General features: G+C 38.3%; 13 protein-coding genes. 7 read left to right on the plus strand and 6 right to left on the minus strand.

Annotated features, from left to right (window positions below; all coding sequences use genetic code 11):
• The first annotated feature begins 216 nt into the window (after positions 1-216).
• The 3 genes from ACKC4Y_RS06405 to ACKC4Y_RS06415 are packed head-to-tail and all read left to right on the plus strand — an operon-like array spanning position 217 to position 2,728.
• The gene (locus ACKC4Y_RS06405) at positions 217-1,035 is read left to right on the plus strand and encodes a MetQ/NlpA family ABC transporter substrate-binding protein (protein WP_409360948.1); all 819 of its coding nucleotides are present in this window, start codon (positions 217-219) and stop codon (positions 1,033-1,035) included.
• Positions 1,036-1,041: 6 nt separating this feature from the next.
• The gene (locus ACKC4Y_RS06410; protein WP_409360949.1) at positions 1,042-2,076 is read left to right on the plus strand and encodes a methionine ABC transporter ATP-binding protein; all 1,035 of its coding nucleotides are present in this window, start codon (positions 1,042-1,044) and stop codon (positions 2,074-2,076) included.
• Positions 2,069-2,728 (plus strand): methionine ABC transporter permease, encoded by a 660-nt coding sequence (locus ACKC4Y_RS06415; protein WP_409360950.1) that lies wholly within the window; start codon positions 2,069-2,071, stop codon positions 2,726-2,728. Before ACKC4Y_RS06410 ends, ACKC4Y_RS06415 begins: the two co-directional genes overlap by 8 nt.
• Positions 2,729-2,734: 6 nt before the next feature.
• Here ACKC4Y_RS06415 and ACKC4Y_RS06420 read toward each other — a convergent pair whose 3' ends face one another.
• Positions 2,735-3,214 carry a MaoC family dehydratase gene (locus ACKC4Y_RS06420; RefSeq protein ID WP_409360951.1) on the minus strand — a complete coding sequence of 160 codons (480 nt, stop codon included), beginning with the start codon at positions 3,212-3,214 and terminating at the stop codon, positions 2,735-2,737.
• Between the two features lie 167 nt (positions 3,215-3,381).
• Between ACKC4Y_RS06420 and ACKC4Y_RS06425 the strand changes: the two genes are divergently transcribed.
• Positions 3,382-4,716, plus strand: a complete 1,335-nt coding sequence (locus tag ACKC4Y_RS06425) for an NAD(P)H-dependent oxidoreductase (RefSeq protein WP_409360952.1) — start codon at positions 3,382-3,384, stop codon at positions 4,714-4,716.
• A 259-nt stretch (positions 4,717-4,975) separates the two neighbouring features.
• Here ACKC4Y_RS06425 and ACKC4Y_RS06430 read toward each other — a convergent pair whose 3' ends face one another.
• Positions 4,976-5,323, minus strand: coding sequence for a hypothetical protein (locus tag ACKC4Y_RS06430; protein ID WP_409360953.1), 348 nt, complete (start codon positions 5,321-5,323; stop codon positions 4,976-4,978).
• A gap of 1,553 nt (positions 5,324-6,876) precedes the next feature.
• Between ACKC4Y_RS06430 and ACKC4Y_RS06435 the strand changes: the two genes are divergently transcribed.
• From ACKC4Y_RS06435 to ACKC4Y_RS06445, 3 genes are read left to right on the plus strand one after another with little or no spacing between them, the layout of a single operon-like run.
• The gene (locus ACKC4Y_RS06435; protein ID WP_409360954.1) at positions 6,877-7,620 is read left to right on the plus strand and encodes a creatininase family protein; all 744 of its coding nucleotides are present in this window, start codon (positions 6,877-6,879) and stop codon (positions 7,618-7,620) included.
• A gap of 13 nt (positions 7,621-7,633) precedes the next feature.
• Positions 7,634-8,662: a CobW family GTP-binding protein gene (locus ACKC4Y_RS06440; RefSeq protein ID WP_409360955.1), complete on the plus strand. Its 1,029-nt coding sequence runs from the start codon at positions 7,634-7,636 to the stop codon at positions 8,660-8,662.
• Between the two features lie 10 nt (positions 8,663-8,672).
• Positions 8,673-9,644 carry a WD40 repeat domain-containing protein gene (locus ACKC4Y_RS06445; RefSeq protein WP_409360956.1) on the plus strand — a complete coding sequence of 324 codons (972 nt, stop codon included), beginning with the start codon at positions 8,673-8,675 and terminating at the stop codon, positions 9,642-9,644.
• A 255-nt stretch (positions 9,645-9,899) separates the two neighbouring features.
• On the opposite strand, the gene ACKC4Y_RS06450 is transcribed toward ACKC4Y_RS06445, so the two are convergent.
• From ACKC4Y_RS06450 to ACKC4Y_RS06465, 4 genes are all read right to left on the minus strand, one after another.
• Positions 9,900-13,022 (minus strand): autotransporter outer membrane beta-barrel domain-containing protein, encoded by a 3,123-nt coding sequence (locus tag ACKC4Y_RS06450; RefSeq protein WP_409360957.1) that lies wholly within the window; start codon positions 13,020-13,022, stop codon positions 9,900-9,902.
• 155 nt (positions 13,023-13,177) lie between these two features.
• Positions 13,178-16,504 (minus strand): autotransporter outer membrane beta-barrel domain-containing protein, encoded by a 3,327-nt coding sequence (locus tag ACKC4Y_RS06455; RefSeq protein ID WP_409360958.1) that lies wholly within the window; start codon positions 16,502-16,504, stop codon positions 13,178-13,180.
• A gap of 152 nt (positions 16,505-16,656) precedes the next feature.
• A complete protein-coding gene (locus ACKC4Y_RS06460; protein ID WP_409360959.1) occupies positions 16,657-20,805 on the minus strand; it encodes an autotransporter outer membrane beta-barrel domain-containing protein in 4,149 nt (1,382 codons plus the stop codon).
• 163 nt (positions 20,806-20,968) lie between these two features.
• A complete protein-coding gene (locus ACKC4Y_RS06465) occupies positions 20,969-23,563 on the minus strand; it encodes an autotransporter outer membrane beta-barrel domain-containing protein (RefSeq protein WP_409360960.1) in 2,595 nt (864 codons plus the stop codon).
• Between the last annotated feature and the right edge of the window lie 140 nt (positions 23,564-23,703).

Below are 23,703 nucleotides of genomic sequence, written 5' to 3' on the forward strand. Positions count from 1 at the left end.
TTAAATTTGGAAGAAGTACTTCTCGCTCATGCACGTTCATGCATGTTGTTTTCCCCCAACTGTTTACAGTACAGAAAAATAATATTCTTTTTTGAATAAAAATGATTGAATGTTTTATAAAGCTTTTATACTGTCAGGCTTTCTAGAAATAGTATAGAGTATATTGAATCCTTCCTCAAAAAATCTCTAGCCAAAGAAAAAGAAAGACAAACGCACATGACATTACATAAATTATCTTGGAGTGCCTCTATCGGATTACTCCTTTTTCTCTTTGCACTTTTCTTGTCTTCTCCCTTTTCCATGGCAGCAGATAAATCAAAAATAAAACTCGGTGTCATGGAAGGGCATGAAGCAACCGTTTGGAAAGTTGCCACTGAGCAAGCCAAAAAAACAGGTTTGGATATTGAACTCGTTTATTTTTCTGATTACGCTCTCCCTAATGATGCCGTTAATTCAGGAGATATCGATGCGAATGCTTTTCAGCACACACCTTATCTTAACAGTCAAATGGAACAACGAGGCTACAAACTTTCAATTGCTGGATACACATTTATTGCCCCGATTGGTGTCTATTCGCACAAAATAAAAGAGTTAAAAGAACTCAAAGATGGAGCGAATGTTGGCATTCCCAATGATCCATCAAATGGTGGAAGAGCCTTACTTCTTCTTAATTCTTTAGGTCTTATTACATTAAAAGATCCTCATGATATCCTTGCATCCCCTCTTGATATCATTGAAAATCCTAAAAATTTGAAAATCCGTGAATTGGATGCTGGTATCTTAGGACGTGCGATCAATGATTTTGATATTGCAATTATAAATACAAATTGGGCTTTGGTTTCTGGATTAAACTTGAGTAAAGATGCCATCGCATGGGAAAAAGCAGAAAATAATCCTTATAATAATATTATTGTTGTGCGCACCAGTGATAAAGATGAGCCGTGGGTCAAAAAATTGGTCGCCGCCTATAATAGCGAACCTGTCCGTGCAAAAATTAAAGAAATTTTCGGGCCAGCCGCCCAAACATCTTGGTAATTGCGAATGGAAAATCCCGCTCTTATTTCTTTAAAAAACGTCAGCTGCCGTTTTGGAAAAACAGCGGGGGTTCCAGCAATAGATCGTTTATCTCTCGATATCCATGCAGGTGAAATTCTTGGAATTATCGGACGCAGTGGTGCAGGAAAATCCACACTTATGCGCTGTTTAAATGGGTTAAAACGTATTGATAAAGGAGCACTTTTTTTTGAAGGCATGAATATTTCAAATCTGTCAGAAACAGAATGGGCACCTTATCGACAACGTATTGGGATGATTTTTCAACATTTCAATCTTTTAGCATCACAAAAAGTCATTGATAACATTGCATTACCACTTAAACTAGCAGGTATAAACAAAAAACAACGCCGTCAACGTGCTTTTGAACTCATTGAATTGGTAGGATTATGTGGTAAAGAATATTGTTATCCTCTAGAGCTTTCAGGGGGACAAAAACAACGTGTTGGTATTGCACGCTCTCTAGCAGCTAATCCCAAAATATTGTTATCAGATGAAGCAACCTCTGCTCTTGATCCTGAAACAACACAATCTATCCTAGAACTTCTTGCCGATATTAATAAGCGTCTTAATCTTACCATCGTGCTCATTACCCATGAAATGGAAGTTGTGCGTGCCATTGCTCATCGCGTTGTTGTTCTCAATCAAGGACGCATTGTAGAAGAAGGACGCGTGAAAGATATTTTTACCTCACCACAAGAAGATACAACCATTGCTATGCTCAAACTTGTGACACCACAACTTCCTGAAAAGTTTGCAAAAGACCTTAAAGCCAAAGGTCAAGAAGCCGTCATTGAGATTAATATTGCAGGTGAAATTGCTCAACACCCTTTTCTTCATCTTCTTGAAGACGAAACAGGTTTAAGAGCGCGTATTTTACATGGTGGTATTGATACAGTCCAAGATGAAACCATTGGGCGCTTATTTCTCGCTCTTCCCGCAAAAAACGAAGTAGCTTTGCAAAAAGCTGTCAAATGGTTGACCGAAAAAAGTCGATATTGCGAGGTTTTAGGCTATGTTTAATGTCCTCTTTCATGAACTTCCTAGGGCCCTTTTTGATACACTCTTGATGGCAACGAGCGCTTCTTTGATGGCACTTGTTATAGGCCTCCCACTAGGACTGCTGCTTTATACAACCGCACATGGAGGAATTTTTGCATCACGCCTTATCAATCGACCTCTAAGCATTATTATTGATAGTCTTCGCGCCATCCCTTTTATTATTCTTGCATTTTACCTTCTCCCACTCACGCGTATGGTTGTTGGAAGCGGTGTAGGAATACCTTCAGTGATTTTTGTTCTCACCATTTCAGCTATTCCTTTTTATGCACGAATGTCAGAACTCTCCTTTAAAACAGTTGAGAATGGTCTCATTGAGGCTGTCCGTTCCATGGGGGCGAACCGTCTTCAAATTATCAGGTATGTTCTTATTCCTGAAGCACTCCCTAGTCTGATTGCGGGTTTTACAGTCATGATCATTTCTCTTATTGGAGCCACTTCACTTGCTGGATATCTCGGTGGAGGTGGTTTAGGTGATATGGCGATCCGCTATGGTTATCAGCGTTATAATACCTCGATTATGACAATAGTCATTATTCTTTTGATCATTCTTAACGTTATTGTCCAATGGTCTTCTGATAAGATCGTGCAAAAACTTGATAAAACAAAACATTAAAACAATTTAGGAAGTCGCGTACGTCTCTCCAACCATGGCAACGATAAGCCATTGAGCAGTGAGAGCTGGTTTTTTTAACTGCTCAATTTCCACCGTCACTCCATAATGAAAAACAACCCTGCCAGAAGGGCGAATCTCAGCATCATTTAAAACAAAACGAGCACGTACTCGTGCACCTGTCTTTACAGGACTCATAAAGCGTACTTTATCAAAACCATAATTAATCCCCATTGTTGCACCTTCCAACTCTGGAAGTGCCTCATAAGCGAGCGTAGACAAAAGTGATAATGTTAAAAAACCATGTGCAATAGTACCACCAAAAGGCGTTTTTTTAGCCTTTTCCTCATCTACGTGGATCCATTGATGATCATCTGTTGCGCATGCAAATTGATTAATCATATCTTGCGTAACAAGACGCCATTGCGATAATCCTACTTCTTTTCCAATAAACTTCGCTACATCTTGTACTGCTATTTTTTGCTGCATAACGCTGTTCCTGTTTTATGTGATAAAAACACCCGCCCCCTCTTGCTTTTATAAAACCCATTGATTAGAGCATCAAGAATAAAAGATGAACTATCTTGAAAGCAAATGCGCTTTATGAATAAGAAAATACTTTTTATAATAAGGTAATTTTCAAATGGGAAAAAATAATGGCAAGCAATGTAAGCCTAACAGGTTTAGCACATGATTTGAAGAAGCACGCAGAAAACCACCAGCCCATCCGTATTGGCTTGGTTGGCTGTGGTGAAATGGGAACAGATTTGCTATCAAGCATTGCGCATATGGACGGCATAACAATCGCAGCCGTTGCTACCCGAACACCATCACGTGTTTTTGATGCCGCATTACTAGCCTATGGGGAAGATGGCCATGTAAGTGAAGTTGAAAATAGCAACGCTCTATCCCAAACCATTGAAAAGAATTTAATTGCTGCCACAGACGATTTTGACCTTATTTTGCGCCATGAACAAATTGACATTATCGTTGATGCAACAGGCTATCCTGAAGCTGGTGCAGAAATTGGTTTTAAAACGTTTGAAAACAACAAACATCTTGTCACAATGAATGTTGAAACAGATGTTACGATTGGCGCTTATTTAAAACATGAAGCAGAGAAACGAGGCCTTGTGTATACACTTGGTGCTGGTGATGAGCCTGCTTCCTGTATGGAACTCATTGAATTTGTCTCAGCACTTGGGCATAAAATTGTTGCAGCTGGTAAAGGCAAAAACAATCCACTTATTTTTGATGCAACACCTGATGCTCATGAAGAAGAAGCACTACGACGCAATATGAATGTGCGCATGTTGGTTGAATTTATTGATGGTTCCAAAACAATGGTTGAAATGGCTGCCATTGCCAACGCAACGGGGCTCCTCCCCGACTGTCCAGGAATGCATGGCCCAAAAGCTTCCCTCCAAGATTTAAGCAAAGTACTCATTCCAAAACAGGATGGCGGTATTTTAAACAATTATGGTGTTGTAGATTATTCGATAGGTCAAGGAGTTTCTCCAGGTGTTTTTGTGATTGCAGAAATAGCACATCCACGTTTACGTGAACGTATGGAGGACTTAAAAATTGGTCAAGGACCTTATTTTACCTTTCATCGTCCCTATCATTTAACCGCAATGGAAGTTCCGCTAACCTGTGCACGTATCATGCTTTATGGCAAAAAAGACATGGTACCACTAAGCACTCCAGTAGCAGAAGTCTGTGCTGTTGCTAAAAAAGATTTACACCCTGGTGATCAATTAGATTTTATTGGTCTTTACACTTATCGTGCTTGGATAATGAGCAGTGCAGAGGCACGCGCTCATCACGCTATTCCTTGTGGTCTTTTGGAAAAAGCAACAGTTACAGCAGAGATTAAAAAAAATGAACTCATTACAGTTCAGAATACCGCTATCCGAAAAGATCAGTGGATTGCCAAACTTCGTACTAAACAAGACCTTTTACTTAATTGCCTCCCCTTTGTTGACACATAAAATAAACTTTAATATCTTTTTATTATTGTAAAATAGTTATAAACTGCACAAAAGAACTCAAGGCTCTAGCTTGCTAAAAAGATATATTGAGAGAATAGTTTTGAAGTTTTACTGATGTATATCAGCACAACATCTTATATTGCCTTTAGAAATATAACCTATCAATCTCCTTATACAATGCTGCACCAATTGCCTTCAAACATAGAGCTTTCAAAAATAATGAAATGATGAATAAATCTCACTAATGAAATTGATGAAACTACGCGATATCAAACAATAACGCCACAATAGATACCACAACGCCAAGTATGTCGGCTGCAGCGAAAGAAGATAATAATGAAATAATACTAATACCACCCCAAAACATTTCAAAGCAAGAAACCCTCTCAACTTTTCCAAAAGCTAACTCGCCTTGTTCTTCAGTATCTCGGATTACGGCTAAATCCACAGCCTTAGCAACTGTATCCCTCTCTGGTGCAATAACAAGAATCCCTTCTCGAAATTGATCTTCCATACTGTTTGCAGTACCCTCTATGTTTTGTGAAAAACAAAGAATAAAAACTGTAAAAACACATAAATACAGACAGTTTTTAAATACTTTAAACATAGATTCCTTTTTCCCTCTTTTTATTTACTTATAAAATTAAAAAATATTCACATCCATAAAAATAAATTTTGTATTTATTTATGATTATATTTTATAATACAAATATGATTAATATACAATACATAATGTATTATATTTAAATAAGTAAAAATAAAATAATTAAAAATTGTAAAAATTAGATGGGAAACTACAACTTAAGACAATTTATATGAAGATAAGATTACTATAGAAATCAATATTGATAAAATCATTCAGTATTATAAATTTTAAACCTTATTATTAAAAATTTTACCCAACCAAAGTAAAATTTATTGCGACACCTTACTGCATCATTATCGCCGAAAGCTTTGAGAACATTTGTTTGAGCACCAAAAAATAATACGTGCATCAAGCGATTTTAGATGAAAATCGCAAATCAAAAAATTAAAATATTGATCTCTTTTCACTAAGACCAAAAGAATATATTCTTTAGATAATAAATTAACTTATCAGTATAATTTATCATTCTTCATATTAATTTTTCCCCAAATATAGTAGGATTCTCTCATTTCAACCCCTCTTATATTGAATCAATCACAACACTTCCCTTGCATAGCATAAGTGGAATTGGTGTCTGTATAAAATCACTTAAAAAGAACTGAATATGCCCATTATGAACTGTTTAAATCCACAGCAGAACTCAAAACCGCTTTTCAATATGCAAACAAGATCCTCCTATAAACCTATTATTGAAGTGGTTTTTCTAATTCAATATAAGAGTGTTTGAAATAATAAAATATTACATTTTTAAAAAATCTGATTTAATGTTCGGAAGAATAGTTTATAAAAAACAATATGGCGTGAACAAGTCTACACCATGATAACATAAAGGATCTATATCCTTAGATCTCTATTTCAACCGTTGTATTTTTGATGAAGAACATAGTCTTGCCCTCTCTCCATTGCATTACCTATCAACCAAGATTCCCTCAAATTGTTCCACCCTGTTGCATCAATTTCCATTATGAACACAAAAAAATTGACGTACACTCTAAAAGCCTTTTGGTTAAGTAAACATTTCCTCTGTCTTGACAGATTCATACATACGCCTTCCACATTTAAAAGACTTGATGAGAAGCCGAAGTCAGGAATAGCTATATTTTTCACCTCAATGTCGATCTCTTGATTTTTACCTTCATAGCAGTAACAATAAAAGTGCCGATAGCTCCACCTAACTTTGTATTCTGAACGGAGAGAAGTAGATTTATTTTGAATTGCATAATGTGAAGAGTTTTATATCCCTAGATATTAGCTTTTCAAAAACAAGAGAGCTTACCAGAAAATCTCACAAAATATACTTAACTCTTAAGTATTGAGAATGCAACATTGCATCAAAAATCTAAATAAGTTTTCAATGATATAGCACCGTTTTAACAAAGCTTTCTTTTCTGTTGTATACATATTTGATATGCAAATGCTCTTATTTGCGTTTTTCTGATATATAGATTAAAATTGTTAGACGTGACCCCACCATTTTGATCTCTCTACTTTCTAGTGACTTTGGGCAATAAATTATGACATCGGATACGCCTTTCCTTGCTCTTTTGCCCGTAGGGGCACATGAATATCACGGAAATCATCTTCCCTTTGAAACCGACTGGATTATTGCTGAATCTTTTGCAAAAGCACTTACCTTACAAACGAACAAGCAATTCCCTATCATGCTCTTACCAGTTGAAAAAATTGGCTATTCAGTGGAACATATGGATGTTACAGGCACACAAACGCTCACCTTTTCCGACGCTATTGAGCGATGGATAAGCATTGGTGAGAACTGCTATCGCAAAGGGATAAAGCGTTTTCTTCTTCTCAATGCCCACGGAGGCAATTCGCCTTTAATGAGCATTGTTATCACCGAATTACGGAGGCGTTTTTCAATGCTTGCGGTAGCAACAAGTTGGAGTCGTTTTGGCCTACCACAAGGTTTAATGGCACCGTCTCAACAGCTTCTTGATATCCATGGAGGATTTATAGAAACCTCTTTAATGCTCTATTTAGCACCCGAAAAAGTGCATATGAAGAAAGCAGAAAATTTTCATAATAAGCAAGCTGATATGATTGCCAACTATCAGTATTTACGCGCTTATGGTCCTCATGCCTTTGGATGGACAATGCGTGACCTTAACAAACAAGGAGCAGCAGGCAATGCAAGTGAAGCAACACCGCAAGCCGGTGAAGCAATTTTCTCTCATGTTCTTTGTGGGCTTCATGGTTTACTTGATGATATCAATCGATTTAAAATAAACACATTTCAATAAAAAGGCATGAACCATGGAAAAGACGCAAAACACTCCCACAAAACTTCCTGTTACGGTTCTCACGGGCTATCTTGGATCAGGAAAAACCACTCTTCTCAATCGCATTCTGAGTGAAAACCACGGCAAACGTTACGCAGTCATTGTCAATGAATTTGGTGAAATTGGCATTGATAATGATCTTATCGTTGAATCGGACGAAGAAATTTATGAAATGAATAATGGTTGTGTCTGTTGCACCGTGCGCGGCGATCTTATTCGCATTTTGGAAAGTCTGATGCAACGCTCTCATCGATTTGATGCTATCATTATAGAAACAACAGGGCTTGCTGACCCAATCCCCGTTGCACAAACTTTTTTTATGGATGATACGGTCCATGAAAAAACCGCTCTCGACAGTGTCATCGCAGTCGTTGATGCAAAGCATTTTTCACACCAACTTAAAAAAAGCCGAGAAGTTGAAGAGCAAATTGCTTTCTCTGATATTGTTCTCTTAAATAAAATTGATCTTGTCAGCGAAGAAGAACGTGCACACGCGCAATCGCTCATTCTTGCAATTAATCCCAGAGCCATAATTTACGCAACAGAGCGGGCTAACATCCCTCTTGATAAACTCCTCGATCGAGGTTCCTTTGACCTCCAACGCACTTTAGATAATGATCCCCATTTTCTTGACCATCAGCACGCAGACCATGTCTGTGGTCCCGATTGTAATCATGATCATGCACATCACCACAAATCCACCATTCATGATATTACAATAACCTCTGTAAGTTTAAAAACAGGTGCCCTTCAACCAGAAAAATTTTTCCCATGGATTCAACAGATCACGCAACAACAAGGTCCCGATATTTTGCGTTTAAAAGGCATTATCGCATTTCAAGGAGACGATGATCGTTATGTCATTCAAGGCATACACATGATCCTTGAAGGACAGCACCAACGTCCATGGCGTGAAGATGAAAAACGTGAAAGTCGACTTGTTTTTATTGGCCGCACCCTTGATGCCGAAAAACTGAGAACGGGTTTTGAAAATTGTGCATAAGCGAGTAACAATGCCAAGCATTACCAATTACAATTTACAAAATTATTGTCTTTCCTGCGGTTTTATTGATAACAAACCAACTTTTGTCTCGGTTGAAGGTTTCATTGTTTTTTTAAACCCAATCCCACAAACCATTGAAGTTCACCAAGGAATAATTTCTAGCCATTTTTCCCATGATAACACAGCTATCATTACAGGTGGAGAAGACGGAAATGTCTGTCAAACAACAGCAGATGGTCATACAAAAGTACTGGGCAAACAGGAAGGCAAATGGATAAGCAATGTTGCATTTGGACCACGGAAAGTTTTTGCTTTTTCCTCCTCACGTATCACACTGGCAAATGTTGACAAAGAACTGCAAGAGCTCACACATGAACGCAGTATAGAAGGTCTTGCTTTTGCTCCAAAGGGATTACGCCTTGCCGTTGCCCATTACAATGGTGTTACCCTTCATTGGTTATCAACGCAAACATCTCCCACCACATTGGTCTGGAAAGGAGCACACTTTGGTGTCACCTTCTCACCAGACAACCGCTATGTCATTTCTACCATGCAAGAAAACGCCCTCCATGGCTGGCGTCTCACTGATAATCAGCATCTCCGCATGAGTGGCTACCCAAGCAAAGTCAAAAGTTGGTCTTGGAGCGCGAAGGGAAAATGGTTAGCAACATCCGGTGCATCAGCAGCCATTGTCTGGCCCTTTCATACAAAAGATGGCCCCATGGGAAAAACACCATTAGAACTGGGCACACGAGCAAATGCACTTGTCAGCACCGTTGCATGCCATCCAAGCGAAGACATTGTAGCAATAGGCTTCAATGATGGAATGGTTTTGTGTGCACATTTTCACGATGGAAAAGAGGTTCTTCTAAAAGGCTATGGAAAAAGCGCCATTTCAGCGCTCAACTGGGATCAGACAGGGCACAACCTTGCCTTTGGTAGCGAAAATGGTGAGTGTGGTATTATCAACATCTCTGTTTAAGAAAACAACAACAACCATCACAACTAAAATAGCCGCACAATCCTCCAGAAGCAATTGCGCATGAAACCCATCTTCCTCTCTAAAAAATAAACACACTTACGAGGCATTTTCAATCACAAGCCAAAGAAATCATATATTGTGGACCTTTTTCATCAAGACAAAAGAACCATTTAGAAAAAATAAGAGAAAATTTTAATAAAGTAAAAGGCAGCATTTTCTACTGCCTTTTTTTATAAAAAGACGTATCATACTTTGTCAAAAAAGGTGGCGCAAACCAGCAGAGAAACTTGCTCCAGAAAACCCTGCTTTTGTCAGTCTATGCTGATAATTTATATCTCCATAAAGAGAAAGTTTTGAAGAAATACGCGCATTAAACCCAAGACCTGTTTCCAAAGAAGAACCAAAAAAACCTAATTGGAAATCGTTTTTAAAAGAAACAAATCGCTTGTCTTCAAAACTACGCATAAGATAAAACTTACCATAGAAAGAAATAACACGCCCCTCTTCAGAGGACGCAAGAAACTTAGTTAAACGCCCACCAGCACGCGCCGTCCATTGATTAAACTTTCCCATATCAACATCAATATTATCAACATCATGTGCCGGATTAAACTGAAGATGCTGATAAACAACCTGAATCTGCGGATCAAAAACAACACCTTTATACCCTGTTGCAAACGTTCTGCCACTTGTTAAAGAACCGCTAAACTGTTTACCCTTTAACGCAACAACCTTGCCCCGTGCAAGAGTGAAAACATCACCCCTAAACAGGCCGTAAGATAACAGCCCATCCATATAAAAACCCGCGTCATGTTGCAGACTTCCATAAGCAGCTACGGACCATTTATCAAATGGACTCTTTTTGCTTTGTTCAACATTTAGAGGATGGAGAGAGAGGTTTCCATAAGTTCCCGTGACCCCAAAGAATGTGCAACTCTCTGAACTCTCAATTTCTTTCAGCAAAACGCCTGCTTCCAGTGCACTATAATCAAGTTCTGCTCCATAGCCATATTCAAAAGCAGAAAGATTTGAAGCATAGTGGTAGCTTCCACCATAACCACGGATAAAAAATGCTGGATTTTCATTATTTTTCAAAGAACCTCTAGAATAGCTTCGTATTGCCCTCAATTTTTTATTTTGAGAGGCAATATCCATCAAGCCAGTATGGAATAAAGCATTTGGTAGAAGGAGATAAGTTGGTAACTGTGGGACAACCGCCCTCATTCCCAGTTCGGGCTGAATATCAGGCTTAACAGGAACAGGCGGAGTAGGAGAAGGATCTGTAGGTATAGGATCACTTGCATCAGAGAGCTCAGACGGAGTAGGTGTTGGTGTAATAGGCGTAGATGGAGTGGAGACAGGATCTGTAGGTGTAGGATCGCTTGGATCAGAAGGCACAGAGGAAGAAGGTGAAAGACCTACCGGCGCAGAGGGCTCTGAAGATGAAGGATTACCTGGCTCCGAGGGCGCAAACGGAATAGATCTTGGTGTAATAGGTATGGTCTCAGAAGACTCTGCTTCTGATTTAATATAAATGCCTTCAAGGCGAAAATCCCAAAACTTTCCCTCACCTTCAACTAATCTTTGCGTAGCATCCGCTTCCCCAAAAGAAGAACCTGGTCCATAGCCACGAAGACGATATTGATAAGGGAAACCATTAACTGTAGTATAACTATTTGCAAGCTTAAAAGAATCTTCCTGTGCCATCCCAGAAACTTGAATCAGTGAAATGCTTTGATTTCTTTCATCACGTACCTCTTTATCTGATTTATCTGAAGTTTTTAGAAAATTTTGCATATGAACAAGAGTCGTTCCATAAACATCACCATAGATCAAAATGCGATCCGTCCTTTGTGGATCAAACAAACCCTCATCATTCAAAAATGCACTCAACTTAATCTGAGCATTTCCCTCAGCACTATAAGCTTTTTTATATGCTGACAATACTACTTTGTCTTCTTCATTTATATCCGCCCTTTTTCCAATGCGCAGTGTTTGATAATCACTCGATATATCTTCATCATCAAAGATCAGTGTACTATCGGAAAGACTTAGAGATGAAAGCGATGAAACAGAGGCTTGTAAATCATTGTATTTACTTTTAGTAAGATACCATGTTGAACCACGCGTTAACTTTAAATCAACAGTAGAACTATCCTCAACACGCGTACCTCCTGTAAGAGAAGAAGCGCTTGCTTTCACCGAGAGAGAAGAGTTATTTTCAGCTTTTAGCAACAAATCACCAGAAATCTTTGTTTCTTCTGATAATTCAAGAATACCTTCAGCCCTATAGCCTTTATCCCCCGTAGCATAAATAGCGATACCATCCGGAACTGCAAAAGTTGTCTTTGATAAAGAAACAGATGCTGCTCCTGCAATGATTTTTTTGGCTTCTAAATTTTTGCTATAGTACAGATTCAACATTTTGGCAGACTCGTCTGAACCTAACACATTAAAATAAAAACCATTTGCTCCCTCTCCCTGTATAAAAATATTGGATCTTTCAATCTTAATATTTGTCTTCTTAAAACCATCTGGTGAATCATAGTTTTGAAGCAACTTGCCATTATCATCTGCATAACCTGAGAAGTTTTTTATCAAAAAGCCATGCATATCGGTAAGCTGAATAGAATTGCCCCTCAAATGAACATCACTCGCTTGAAGTGCCTCAAAAGCTTGTGGTAATATGGCCACATTTTTATTACCAACTATGGACTCCTGTTTTTTTCCTTCACCTTTAATGACCATACTATCAAGAAGATAGCGCCCTCCAAACCGTGTTGAAAAAGAACCAATCTCATTAAAAATGACAGTACTATCTGACATTCTAACCATTGCTCCAAAACCACTAACAATAGCAATCCCCTTTGTCTTCAAATTATCTGGCGCAATCTCAATATTTACAGTCACTAAACCAATATCTGCTTCTTTCCCCGAAGCATAAACAGCATGCGAAGTCCCCTTAATTGACCCTCTTGTCATACTAATAACTGCATTGTGAGCACGAATACCAGGCGCATCCTTAAAATTTGAATCCGTTAGAATAAGCTTTCCCCCATATCTTACATATCCACCATATGCAGATATCATATCCGGATTTTCACCCAAGACAGTTATCTGAAACGCCTCAACAACCGTATTCTTTCTTTCTACATATATAGCTGCAATGGGAGCGGAATCAGAATGAACGCGCCAAGAATTTTTTAAATGATAGGTTTTATTTTTGATTACATGTCTTTTACCATCACTGCATTCATAAAACGGAGCCTCTGGATCACATAAACTTCCAGCAGCTTCAAGATGGGAAATTTGCAAAAAATAAAGAATAGCTGTTGTAAAAGTGCATAAAAATGTATGTTTATAAAATACATTTATCATCATTCTTCCTAACCTATATTTATTAACGAAGAACAATCACACAATATATATTATAAACTTCATAAAATAAAATAAATATACAATAAATGGTTAATTTAATTATTAATATAACTCTTATATACTTATATATAAATTATTCTATATTTTATGGATAACTAAAAATGATATTGTAATCTACCAGAAAAGCTCATTCCAGAAAACCCTGCTTTTGTCAGTCTATGCTGATAATTTATATCTCCATAAAGTACAAATTTCGAAGATAATTTGGCATTAAAACCAAGCCCCGCTTCTAAAGAAGAACCAAAATCACCTAATTGGAAATCGTTTTTAAAAGAAACAAATTGCTTATCTTCAAAACTATGCAAATAAGAAAGCTTACTATAAAAAGAAATGGCACGTCCCTCTTCAGAAACATTAAGTGTCTTGCTTAAACGCCCACCAACACGCCCCACCCATTGATGAAATTTTCCTAAATCAACATCAATATTATCAACATCATGTGCCGGATTAAACTGAAGATGCTGATAAACAACCTGAATCTGCGGATCAAAAATAACACCTTTATACCCTGTTGCAAACGTTCTGCCACTTGTTAAAGAACCGCTAAACTGTTTACCCTTTAACGCTACAACCTTGCCCCGTGCTAGTGTCAAAACATCTCCCTTAAAAAGTCCATACGATAATACTCCATCGATATAAAAACCCGTATCATGCTGTAAACTTCCATAGGCTCCAACAGACCATTTATCAAATGCGCTTTTTTTGCTTTGTTCAACATCCTGTGGGTTTAGAAAGAGGTTTCCATAGTTCCCCAAAGCTCCAAAGAATGTACGACTGTATAAACTCTCAGTCTCGTTTAACAAAACACCTGCTTCGAGTGCACTATAATTCAGTTCAGCGTCATAGCCATATTCAAAAGCAGATAAATTGGAAGCATAATGATGACTACCACCATAAGCATGCAGAAAAAAGGCTGGCTTTTCATCATCCTTCCAAGAGGAATGAAAAGCATTCCGCATTGTCTCTACCGTCTTATTTTGCATGGTCATATCCACTAAACCAGCATGAAATAAGGTATTTGGCAAAAGAAGATAAGTTGGCAATTGAGGAACAACAGCTCTAATTTGGAGATTAGACTGAACATCAAGCGACACAGGAAGATTAGACGAAGGATCAACAGGGTCAGAAGATGTAGAAGGTTTTGGTTCAATAGGGGCAGAAGCAGGAGAAACAGAATCTGTAGATGAAGGAAATGCCGAAACAGAAGGCGAGTCAGACATCAACAAGGTAGGAAGTGGATCGGGGGGCGGAGGGGGAGGATCAACAGGATCAGAAGATGTAGAAGAAGAAGCTGTGGCAGATGTCAATGACGTAGGAAGTGGATCAGGAGGAGAAGCAGGAAGATCAACAGGATCAGAAGATGTAGAAGAAGAAGCTGTGGCAGATGTCAATGACGTAGGAAGTGGATCGGGGGGCGGAGGGAGAGGATCAACAGGATCAGAAGATGTAGAAGAAGAAGCTGCGGCAGATGTCAATGACGTAGGAAGTGGATCAGGAGGAGAATCTAAAGGATGAGATAATGAAAACGAAGCCGGTTTAATAAATGGACCATTATAAGTACCTATTCTAGAAGAAATATAAATACCTTCAAGACGGAAATCCCAAAAATCCCCCTCACCTTCCACTAATCTTTGCTTAGCATCCGCTTTTCCAAAGGGCGAATTCGGACCATAACCACGAATACGATATTGATAAGGAAAACCTTTCACTGTAGTATAACTATCATAACCATTGGCGAGTTGAAAAGAACCTGCCTGCGCTGTTCCAGCAACTTGAATAAGTGAAATGCTTTGATCTCTTCCATCATGGACTTCTTTATTTGCAGCTTTTGGAAAATTTCGCACATGAATGAATGTCGTTCCCGAGACATCACCAGAAATCAATATACGATCGGTTTTTTGGGGATCAAACAAACCCTCATCACTCAAAAATGCACTCAACTTAATCTGAGCATTTCCCTCAGCACTGTAAACTTTTTTATCTTTTGATGCGAGAATTCTATCTCCTGCGTCTATATCCGCCCTTTTTCCAATGCGTAGCGTTTGATAACCATTCGATATATCTTCATCATAAAAGATCAGTGTACTATTGGAAAGACTTAGAGAAGAAAGTGATGAAACAGATTCCCGTAAACCGTTGTATTTACTTTTAGTAAGATACCATGTTGAATAACGGGTTAACTCTAAATCAATAGTTGATTTATCGTCAACACGCGTACCTCCTGTAAGAGAAGAAGAATTCGTTTTCACCAATAGAGAAGCGTTGTTTTCAGCTTTTAACAACAAATCACCAGAAATCTTTGTTTCATCAGATAATTCAAGAACACCTTCAGCCCTATAGCCTCTATTCCCCTTCGCATAAATCGCAATACCATCTAGAACTGTCATATTTGTCTGTGATAAATAAACAAAAGCCTTCCCCGTGAGAAATTTTTGGGTTTCTAAAACTTTTTCATCATCTCGTTGCCTAGTCATCTTAGCAAGCTCTTCTGGAGCTAAAACATTAAAATACAGACCATGTACTCCCTCCCCTTTCACAGAAATACCGTTTTTTTCTATCTTAATACTTGTATTCTTAAATCCATCTGGCGAAACATACTTTTGAATTAATTTGCCATTGTTGTCTACATAACCTGAGAAATTTTTAATCACGAATGCATGCATATTGTTAAGATGAATAAAACCTTTTTTCAAATAAACATCACCCCCTTGAAAAACCTCAAAAGCTTCCGGCAATACCCCCATAGCGCCATCACCATCTGTTCTAGCTTCCTCCCTCCTTCCTTGCCCCGTAATACCCATAGTATCAAGAATATAGCGCCCCCCAAACCGAGTTGAAAATGAGCCAATCTGATTAAAATTAACAGTACCTTCTGACATTTTAACCATTGCATTAAAACCACTCATAATACCGATCCCTTTTACCTTCAAATTATCTGGCTCAATATCGATATTCACACTCTCTAAAGCAATATCCGTTTCTTTCCCCCATGCATAAATAACATGTGAAGCACCCTTAATTTCCCCTACTGTCATACTAATAACTGCATTTTGGGCACGAAGAGCAGGTATGTCCTTGAAATCCGCAAATGTTAGATTAAGTTTTCCACCATTTCTTACATACGCCCCATAGGCAGATATTTTATCTGAATTATCGCCATAAACTGTTATCTGAGAGGCATTAACAACAGTGCCATCTTTTTCTACATATATAGCTGCAATAGGCGCAGCCTCCTGAGAATTTTTTAAGTAATAAACTTTATCTGCGAGAAAGTGTGTTTTTCTATCATCGCATTTATAAAATGCCTCTACTGCATCACTTGAAGATCCTGCAGCATTAACATAAGTAACCTGAAAAAAATAAATAATAGCTGTTGTAAAATTATATAAAAATGCATGTTTGTAAAATACATTTATCACCATTCTTCCTTACCCCTATTTATTAACGAAGAACAATCACATAATGTATATTACAAACTTCTTAAAATAAAATAAATATACGATAAATAGTTAATTTAATTATTAATATAACACTTATATACTTATATATAAATTATTCTATATTTCATGGATAACTAAAAATAATATTGTAATCTACCAGAAAAGCTCATTCCAGAAAATCCTGCTTTTGTCAGTCTATGCTGATAATTTATATCTCCATGAAGTACAAATTCCGAAGATAATTTGGCATTAAAACCAAGCCCCGCTTCTAAAGAAGAACCAAAATCACCTAACTGGAAATCATTTTTAAATGACACAAACTGTCTATCTTCAAAACTACGCATAAGATAAAGCTTACCATAGAAAGAAATAACACGCCCCTCTTCAAAGGGCGCAAGAAACTTAGTTAAACGCCCACCAGCACGTGCCATCCATTGATTAAATTTTCCCATATCAACATCAAGACTATCAATATCACGCACACCATCAAACTGAAGATGCTGATAAATAAGCTGAAGCTGTGGATCAAAAACAAAACCATTACGCCCTATTGCAAATGTTTTACCACTGGTTAAAAAAGCACTTGACTGTTTACCCTTTAATGTTGCGACCTTTCCCCGTGCAAGAGTGAAAACATCACCCCTAAACAGGCCGTAAGATAACAGCCCATCCATATAAAAACCCGCGTCATGTTGCAGACTTCCATAAGCAGCTACGGACCATTTATCAAATGGACTCTTTTTGCTTTGTTCAACATTTAGAGGATGAAGAGAAAGGTTTCCATAAGTTCCTGTGACCCCAAAGAATATGCAACTCTCTGAACTCTCAATTTCTTTCAGCAAAACGCCTGCTTCCAGTGCACTATAATCGAGTTCTGCTCCATAGCCATATTCAAAAGCAGAAAGATTTGAAGCATAGTGGTAACTTCCACTATAACCACGGATAAAAAATGCTGGATTTTCATCACTTTTCAAAAAACCTCCAGAAAAACTTCGCATTGCCTTCAATTTTTTATTTTGAGAGGCAAGATCCATCAAGCCAGTATGAAATAAAGCATTTGGTAAGAGGAGATAAGTTGGTAACTGTGGAACAACCGCTCTAATTCTTGGCTCGGGCTGAATATCAAGCCTAACAGGAACAAACACAACTGGTGTAGGTTCAACTGGAACAGGCGGAGTGGGGACAGGATCTGTAGGTATAGGATCGCTTGGATCAGAGAGCTCAGACGGAGTAGGTGTTTGTGTAACAACTGGAGGGGGAGAAGCTGAAGAATCTACCGACGCAGAGGACTCAGAAGCTGAAGGATCTGTAGGTGTAGGTAATGGGGTGGGCACAGAACCTGTAGATGAAGGATCACCTAGCTCCGAGGGTGCAGACAGAGAAGATGCAGGTGTAACGGCTGGAGATGGAGGAGTGGGTGCCGGATCTTTAGAGGAAGGTTCTACTGACTTAGATAACACAGATGCAGAAGGCTCAGAACTAACAGAAGTAGATGGCACAGACAGCTCAAACGGAGAAGACGTAACCGGAGCAGATAGCTCCAGCATAGGTTCTACAGGGAAAGATCTAACTAAATCAGACGGCGATGCAGGCATCGATTGTTTAGGTAAAGTTTCAACTGAAACAGAAGGAGATGGTATAGGCTTAAGGTCAACAGGAGCAGATGGCACAAGCGACTCGGACGAAAGAGGTGTAGAGGAAACGGTTGGAACAGGTGTAGAAATACCCTCCATAGAAGAAAGCTCAGTTGAAAAAGACAACTCATCTGAAGAAACCGTAGGTGGAGCAGACGGCATAGGTAATTCAGGCATGGGAGCCAGAGAAGGAGGTGTAACTGAATCAGATGGTGCAGATATGGATTCTATATGGGAATTTTCAACTGGAGAAGATAGCTCCAACACAGGTTCTACAGAAAAAGATCTAGCTAAATCAGACGGCGATGCAGGCATCGATTGTTTAGGTAAAGTTTCAACTGAAGTAGAAGGAGATGGTATAGACTTAAGGTCAACAGGAGCAGATGGTACAGACGACTCGGATGAAGGAGGTGTAGAGAAAACAGTTGGAACAGGTGTAGAAATACCCTCCGTAGAAGAAAGCTCGGTTGAAAAAGACGACTCATCTGAAGAAATCGTAGGTGGAGCAGACGGCATAGGTGGTTCAGGCATGGGAGCCAGAGGAGGAGGTGTAACTGAATCAGATGGTGTAGGTATAGATTCTATATGCGAAGTTTCAACTGTATCAGTAGAAAGCAATGGTACAGATGTAGAATCGACAGGAGGAGAGGACGGTAAAGATACTTCAACAAAAGGAGGCGTAGATGGAGTGGAAGTAAGATCCGTATGAACAGGTTCAATAGTCTTAGTTTCAGAAGAATCAACTTTGGAACTCACATAAATACCTTCAAGGCGAAAATCCCAAAAGTCTCCATTGCCTGCAACTAATCTATTCTTGGGATCTGCTTTTCCAGAAGAAGAACTTGGACCATAAGCACGAAGATGGTATTGATAAGGAAAACTACCTATTGTAACATACCCACTGGCAAGTTGAAAAGAATCTTCACACGCGTACCCAGAAACTTGAACAAGTGAAACACTTTCACTTCCTTTATCACGCACTTCTTTTTTTGATTTTTCGGAAAAACCTTCCACTTGGAGAAGTGTAGTCTCCCCCGAGACATCACCATAAATCAAAATACGATCAACTTTTTGAGTATCAAATGAACCATCGTCATTCAAAAATGCACCGAGCTTAATCCGAGAATTACCCTGTGCACTATATGCATCCTTAAGGACTAGTCCGTATAATGCTATCAACTCACCTTGTTTACTTATATCATCTATATCATCTATAATCGTTTTTTTTCCAATACGCAGTGTTTGATAATTATTGGATATACTATTAAAAACAATAGTACTGTCTGAAAGACTTATATATGAGACGGATGTATCTATAGAAATACCTTCTTGTGAATCTTCGTTTTTACTTTGGATGAGATAATATTTACTTTGGGTAAGATACCATGTCGAGCCACGCGTTAACTCCAAATCAACAGTAGATGTATCTTCAACACGAATATCTCCTGTAAGCGTAGTGTCACTAGCTTTTACGGTTATAAAGGAGTCGTATTGAGCTTTAAATAACAAATCACCAGAGATTCTGGTTCCTTCCGATAATTCAAGAGTAGCTTCAGCTCCCAAACCATCAGGCCCCGTAGCATAAATAGCAATACCATCTGGAACTGTAAGAGACGTCTTTGACAAATAAACTGATGCAGTTCCCAGAACAATTTTTTCTGTTTCTGAACGTTTTTTATCATCTATATTCAACATATCAGCCCATCGATCTGAATCTAATGTATCAAAGTACAGACCATGTACCCCCATCCCGTGCACAGAAATATTTGATCTCTCAATATTAATATTTGTTTTCTTAAATTCATCTGATGAACCATAACTCTGAATTAGCTTGCCATTTTCATAGGCATAACCTAAAAAATTTGTAATCAAGAAGCCATGCATATCAGTAAGCAGAATAGAACTATCCCTCAAATGAACAGCTCCCCCTTGAGATATGTCAAAAGCTTCAGGTAATTTGTCGACATTTTCATTATCAACTATAGCAGTGTATTTTTCTCCTTTTCCCTCAACTTTCATGGTATCGAGAAGATACTTCCCCCCAAATTTTGTTGAAAATGCGCCAATCTCATTAAAAGTAACGGTGCCACCTGACATCCTAACAAATGCATCAAGACCACTTACAATCCCTATACCCTTTGCATTCAAATTGTCTGGTTTAATCTCAACATTTACACGAACTAACGCAATATCCGTCTCTTTTCCCGATGCATAAATAGCGTGCGAAGTTCCCTCAATCTTCCCGTCGTTCATTTGAATAACTCCATTGAGAGCACGAAGACCGGGAGTATCCTTAAAATTTGAATCCGTTAGAATAAGCTTTCCGCTATCTTTTACGAATGCACCATATTGAGATATTTCATCTGGATTACTACCCGTAACAGTTATACGAGACGCATTAACAATTGTGCCTTGCTTTCCTACATATATAGCAGAAACCGATTTACCTTTAGAAGCGTTTAGAAAATCATAGGTTTTATTTTTGATTACGTGCTTCTTACCATCACTGCATGTATAAAACTGAGCCTCTGAATCACACGAAACTCTAGAAGCGTTAGAATTCGCACTAACAACCACGATTGGAAAAAAAGAAACAGCAGCTGTTGTAAGAGTATATAAAAACTTATAACTTTTAAATATATTAGCCATAACTCTATTGCAACCCCTCATCCCTTATATAAAATAAGATAACACCTGCAATAACACTAAGTTAAGCATTTGAAGAATGAGAAGTATAAAACTTAAATATTCGTTTTATACTTCATATAAAATTCTATACTTGTGTAAAACTTACCTTATAATTTATGGTTATCTAAAACTGATAGCGAAGCCCCCCAGAAAAACTGACTCCAGAAAAACCAGCCTTGGTCAGCTTATGCTGATAAGTCACATCTCCATGCAAAGCAAACTTTGAAGACAATTGAGCATTAACACCCAATCCAGCTTCTAGAGAAGAACCAAAAGCTCCCAATTGGAATTTATCTCCAAAATGCACAAATTGTTTTTCTCCCAAATTATGAGCAAGATGAAGCTTCCCATTGAAAGAAACAATACGCCCTTCCTCAGATGCAGCAAGAGTTTTTGTTAAACGTCCACCAACACGTATCACCCACTGGTCGGGCTCTTTCATCTCAATATCAAAACCGTCGACATCAGATGCCTTATCAAATCGTAAATTTTGATAAATAACCTGAATTTGCGGATCAAAAACAAAACCCTTATGTCCTGTCATAAACGCTTTACCAACAGTCAATGAAGCACTCAGAGGATGGCTCTTTAATGTTGCAGTCTTGCCCCTTGCAAGGGTGAGAACATCACCTTTCAACAAACCATAAGAGAAAAGACCATCGATATAAAAGCCAGTATCATGCTGTATGCTACCATATGCGGTAGCAATCCATTTATCAAATGAACTCTTTTGGCTTTGGTCCACATCTTGAGGCTGGAGAGAAAGTTTGCCATAAGTTCCCATAACCCCAAAGGATAGAGTATGGTGTGCACTCTCAACTGCTTTTAATAAAATCCCTGCTTCTACAGCACTATAATCAAGATTGCCTCCATAGCCATATTCAAGATCGGAAAGATCTGAGGCATAATGATGATTTCCCCCGTAACCACGCACAAAAAAGGCAGTTTTTTTACCACTGTCCAAAAGATCTTCAGAAGATGCACGCAGTATTGCCAGCTGTTTGTTTTGATTACTAATATCCATCAAGCCAGCATGAAACAAAGCATTTGGCAAGAGCAGATAAGTCGGAACTTGTGGCACAACTGCCTGAATTTCCATTTCAGGATAAAAGATAGAAGCCTCAGAATCAGCTACAATATGATTATGACCAACTCTAGATCCAATAGAACGAGGTGTACGGCGACGAGACACATCATTTGTCAACTGAGTACGACGCTGATGAGAAAGTTTCTCAACATACACAGCTTCAAGACGGAAATCCCAAAAATCTCCATTACTATTCCCTGATTTTTGTTGAGCCAATTTTTTCTCATCTTTTGCTTTTCCAGGAGAAGAGCTTGGGCCATAAGCACGCAGACTATATCGGTAAGGTGCCCCTCTTAGAGCTACGTAATTAGTCGCTAGTTTAAAGGAATCTTCCGCAGCATTTCCATAAACTTGAATAATTGAAACACTGTGTGTATCTCTTTGCGTATCTTGGCTATGGCGTTTTCTTTTTCTTGAATTTGCTGAAATATCCACAACATGTACTTTGGTTTTTCCATAAACATTACCATAGATTAAAAGTTTATCAGCCTTTACCCCCTTATTTTGACCATCTGTAGCAAGAGATGCATTTACAAAAAGGCGCGCATTCCCTTCTGCAATGTAATGATAATTTACGGCATCATCACCTAATTTTCCGATATGAAGTGTCTGATAATGAGCATCTTTCGGTTTCTGAAAAACAATAGAACTGTCAATGAGCCTCATAAATGAAACAGACGAATCTGTAGATTTTGAATCCTTCCTATTATTGTTTCCTGGCGTCACAGTCCATTGCGATTTATTAGATAACTCAAGTTCGACATAAGAATTATCATCAACGCGTGCTCCCCCTGCAAGAAAAGAAGCATTTGCGTCAATTGCCACATATGAGTTATTCTTAACCTCTAATAATCGGTTAGCAAAGATACGTGAACCATCCGATACAGTAATATAGGGATATCTTCTAGCATCATCGACATAAATAGCTGTACCATCTGGAACTTTAAGGACAGTGTTCTTGAACTGCAGTTCCCCTAATTTTACCAATAACTCTCCTTCTACATATTTCCCTTCTAAGGGACTTCCCCAAAAATACAGACCCCGAGCCTTACTCCCCTTAATAAGAATATTTGAATTCTTAACAACAAACTCAGACATATTTGCTGGAAAACCATTATCAAAAAAAATTGGTCGTGTACTTTCACCTATTAAGCCATAGATATCAGTAACATCAATCTTCCCATTAATAACAAAAAGATGGTCACTTGAGTGTATCCCAAAAACTGCACGAGATAGATCCCCACCCTGTGTCTTTTGACCACTTCCAGTAAAGGAAAAATTCTCTACCGTATCATCCGTCCCACGTGCGTTAAACACCTCTACTGTAATCATTTTAGAGTTTCTAAATTTCAAAGTCTTATTAGATATTGAATTTTCCATCTTTCCAGACTCAAGAACTGTTTCCCTAGAATCTTGGAAATCAGTAACCTGAACAGAACCTGTATCAACAGCCTGTGTCTGAAATCTTCCATCACCCCCATGCTTCCCATCAAAACTACATGGATACGACTTAAAAAGGGAATCACACGAAAGCTTAAAATTCTGCGCATAAGTACCTATATTGGGTACAAAGAAAAAAACAGACGTTGTTAGAGCACATAAACATATATGGTGTTTTAAGACTTTAATCATAATCTACTATAAACTTTCTTTTCTCACTCTTATTAAAAACCGAGGGAACATGTCCACTTATTGCCTCATTATGTTCTTGTCGTATAATTCGTTTTGGATGGAGTGTAAAGTCAAAATCAAAGAAAAAACATAATAAAGTC

Origin of the sequence: Bartonella heixiaziensis, assembly GCF_046245125.2 — a bacterium.
In the GTDB taxonomy this organism is placed as follows: Bacteria; Pseudomonadota; Alphaproteobacteria; order Rhizobiales; family Rhizobiaceae; genus Bartonella; species Bartonella heixiaziensis.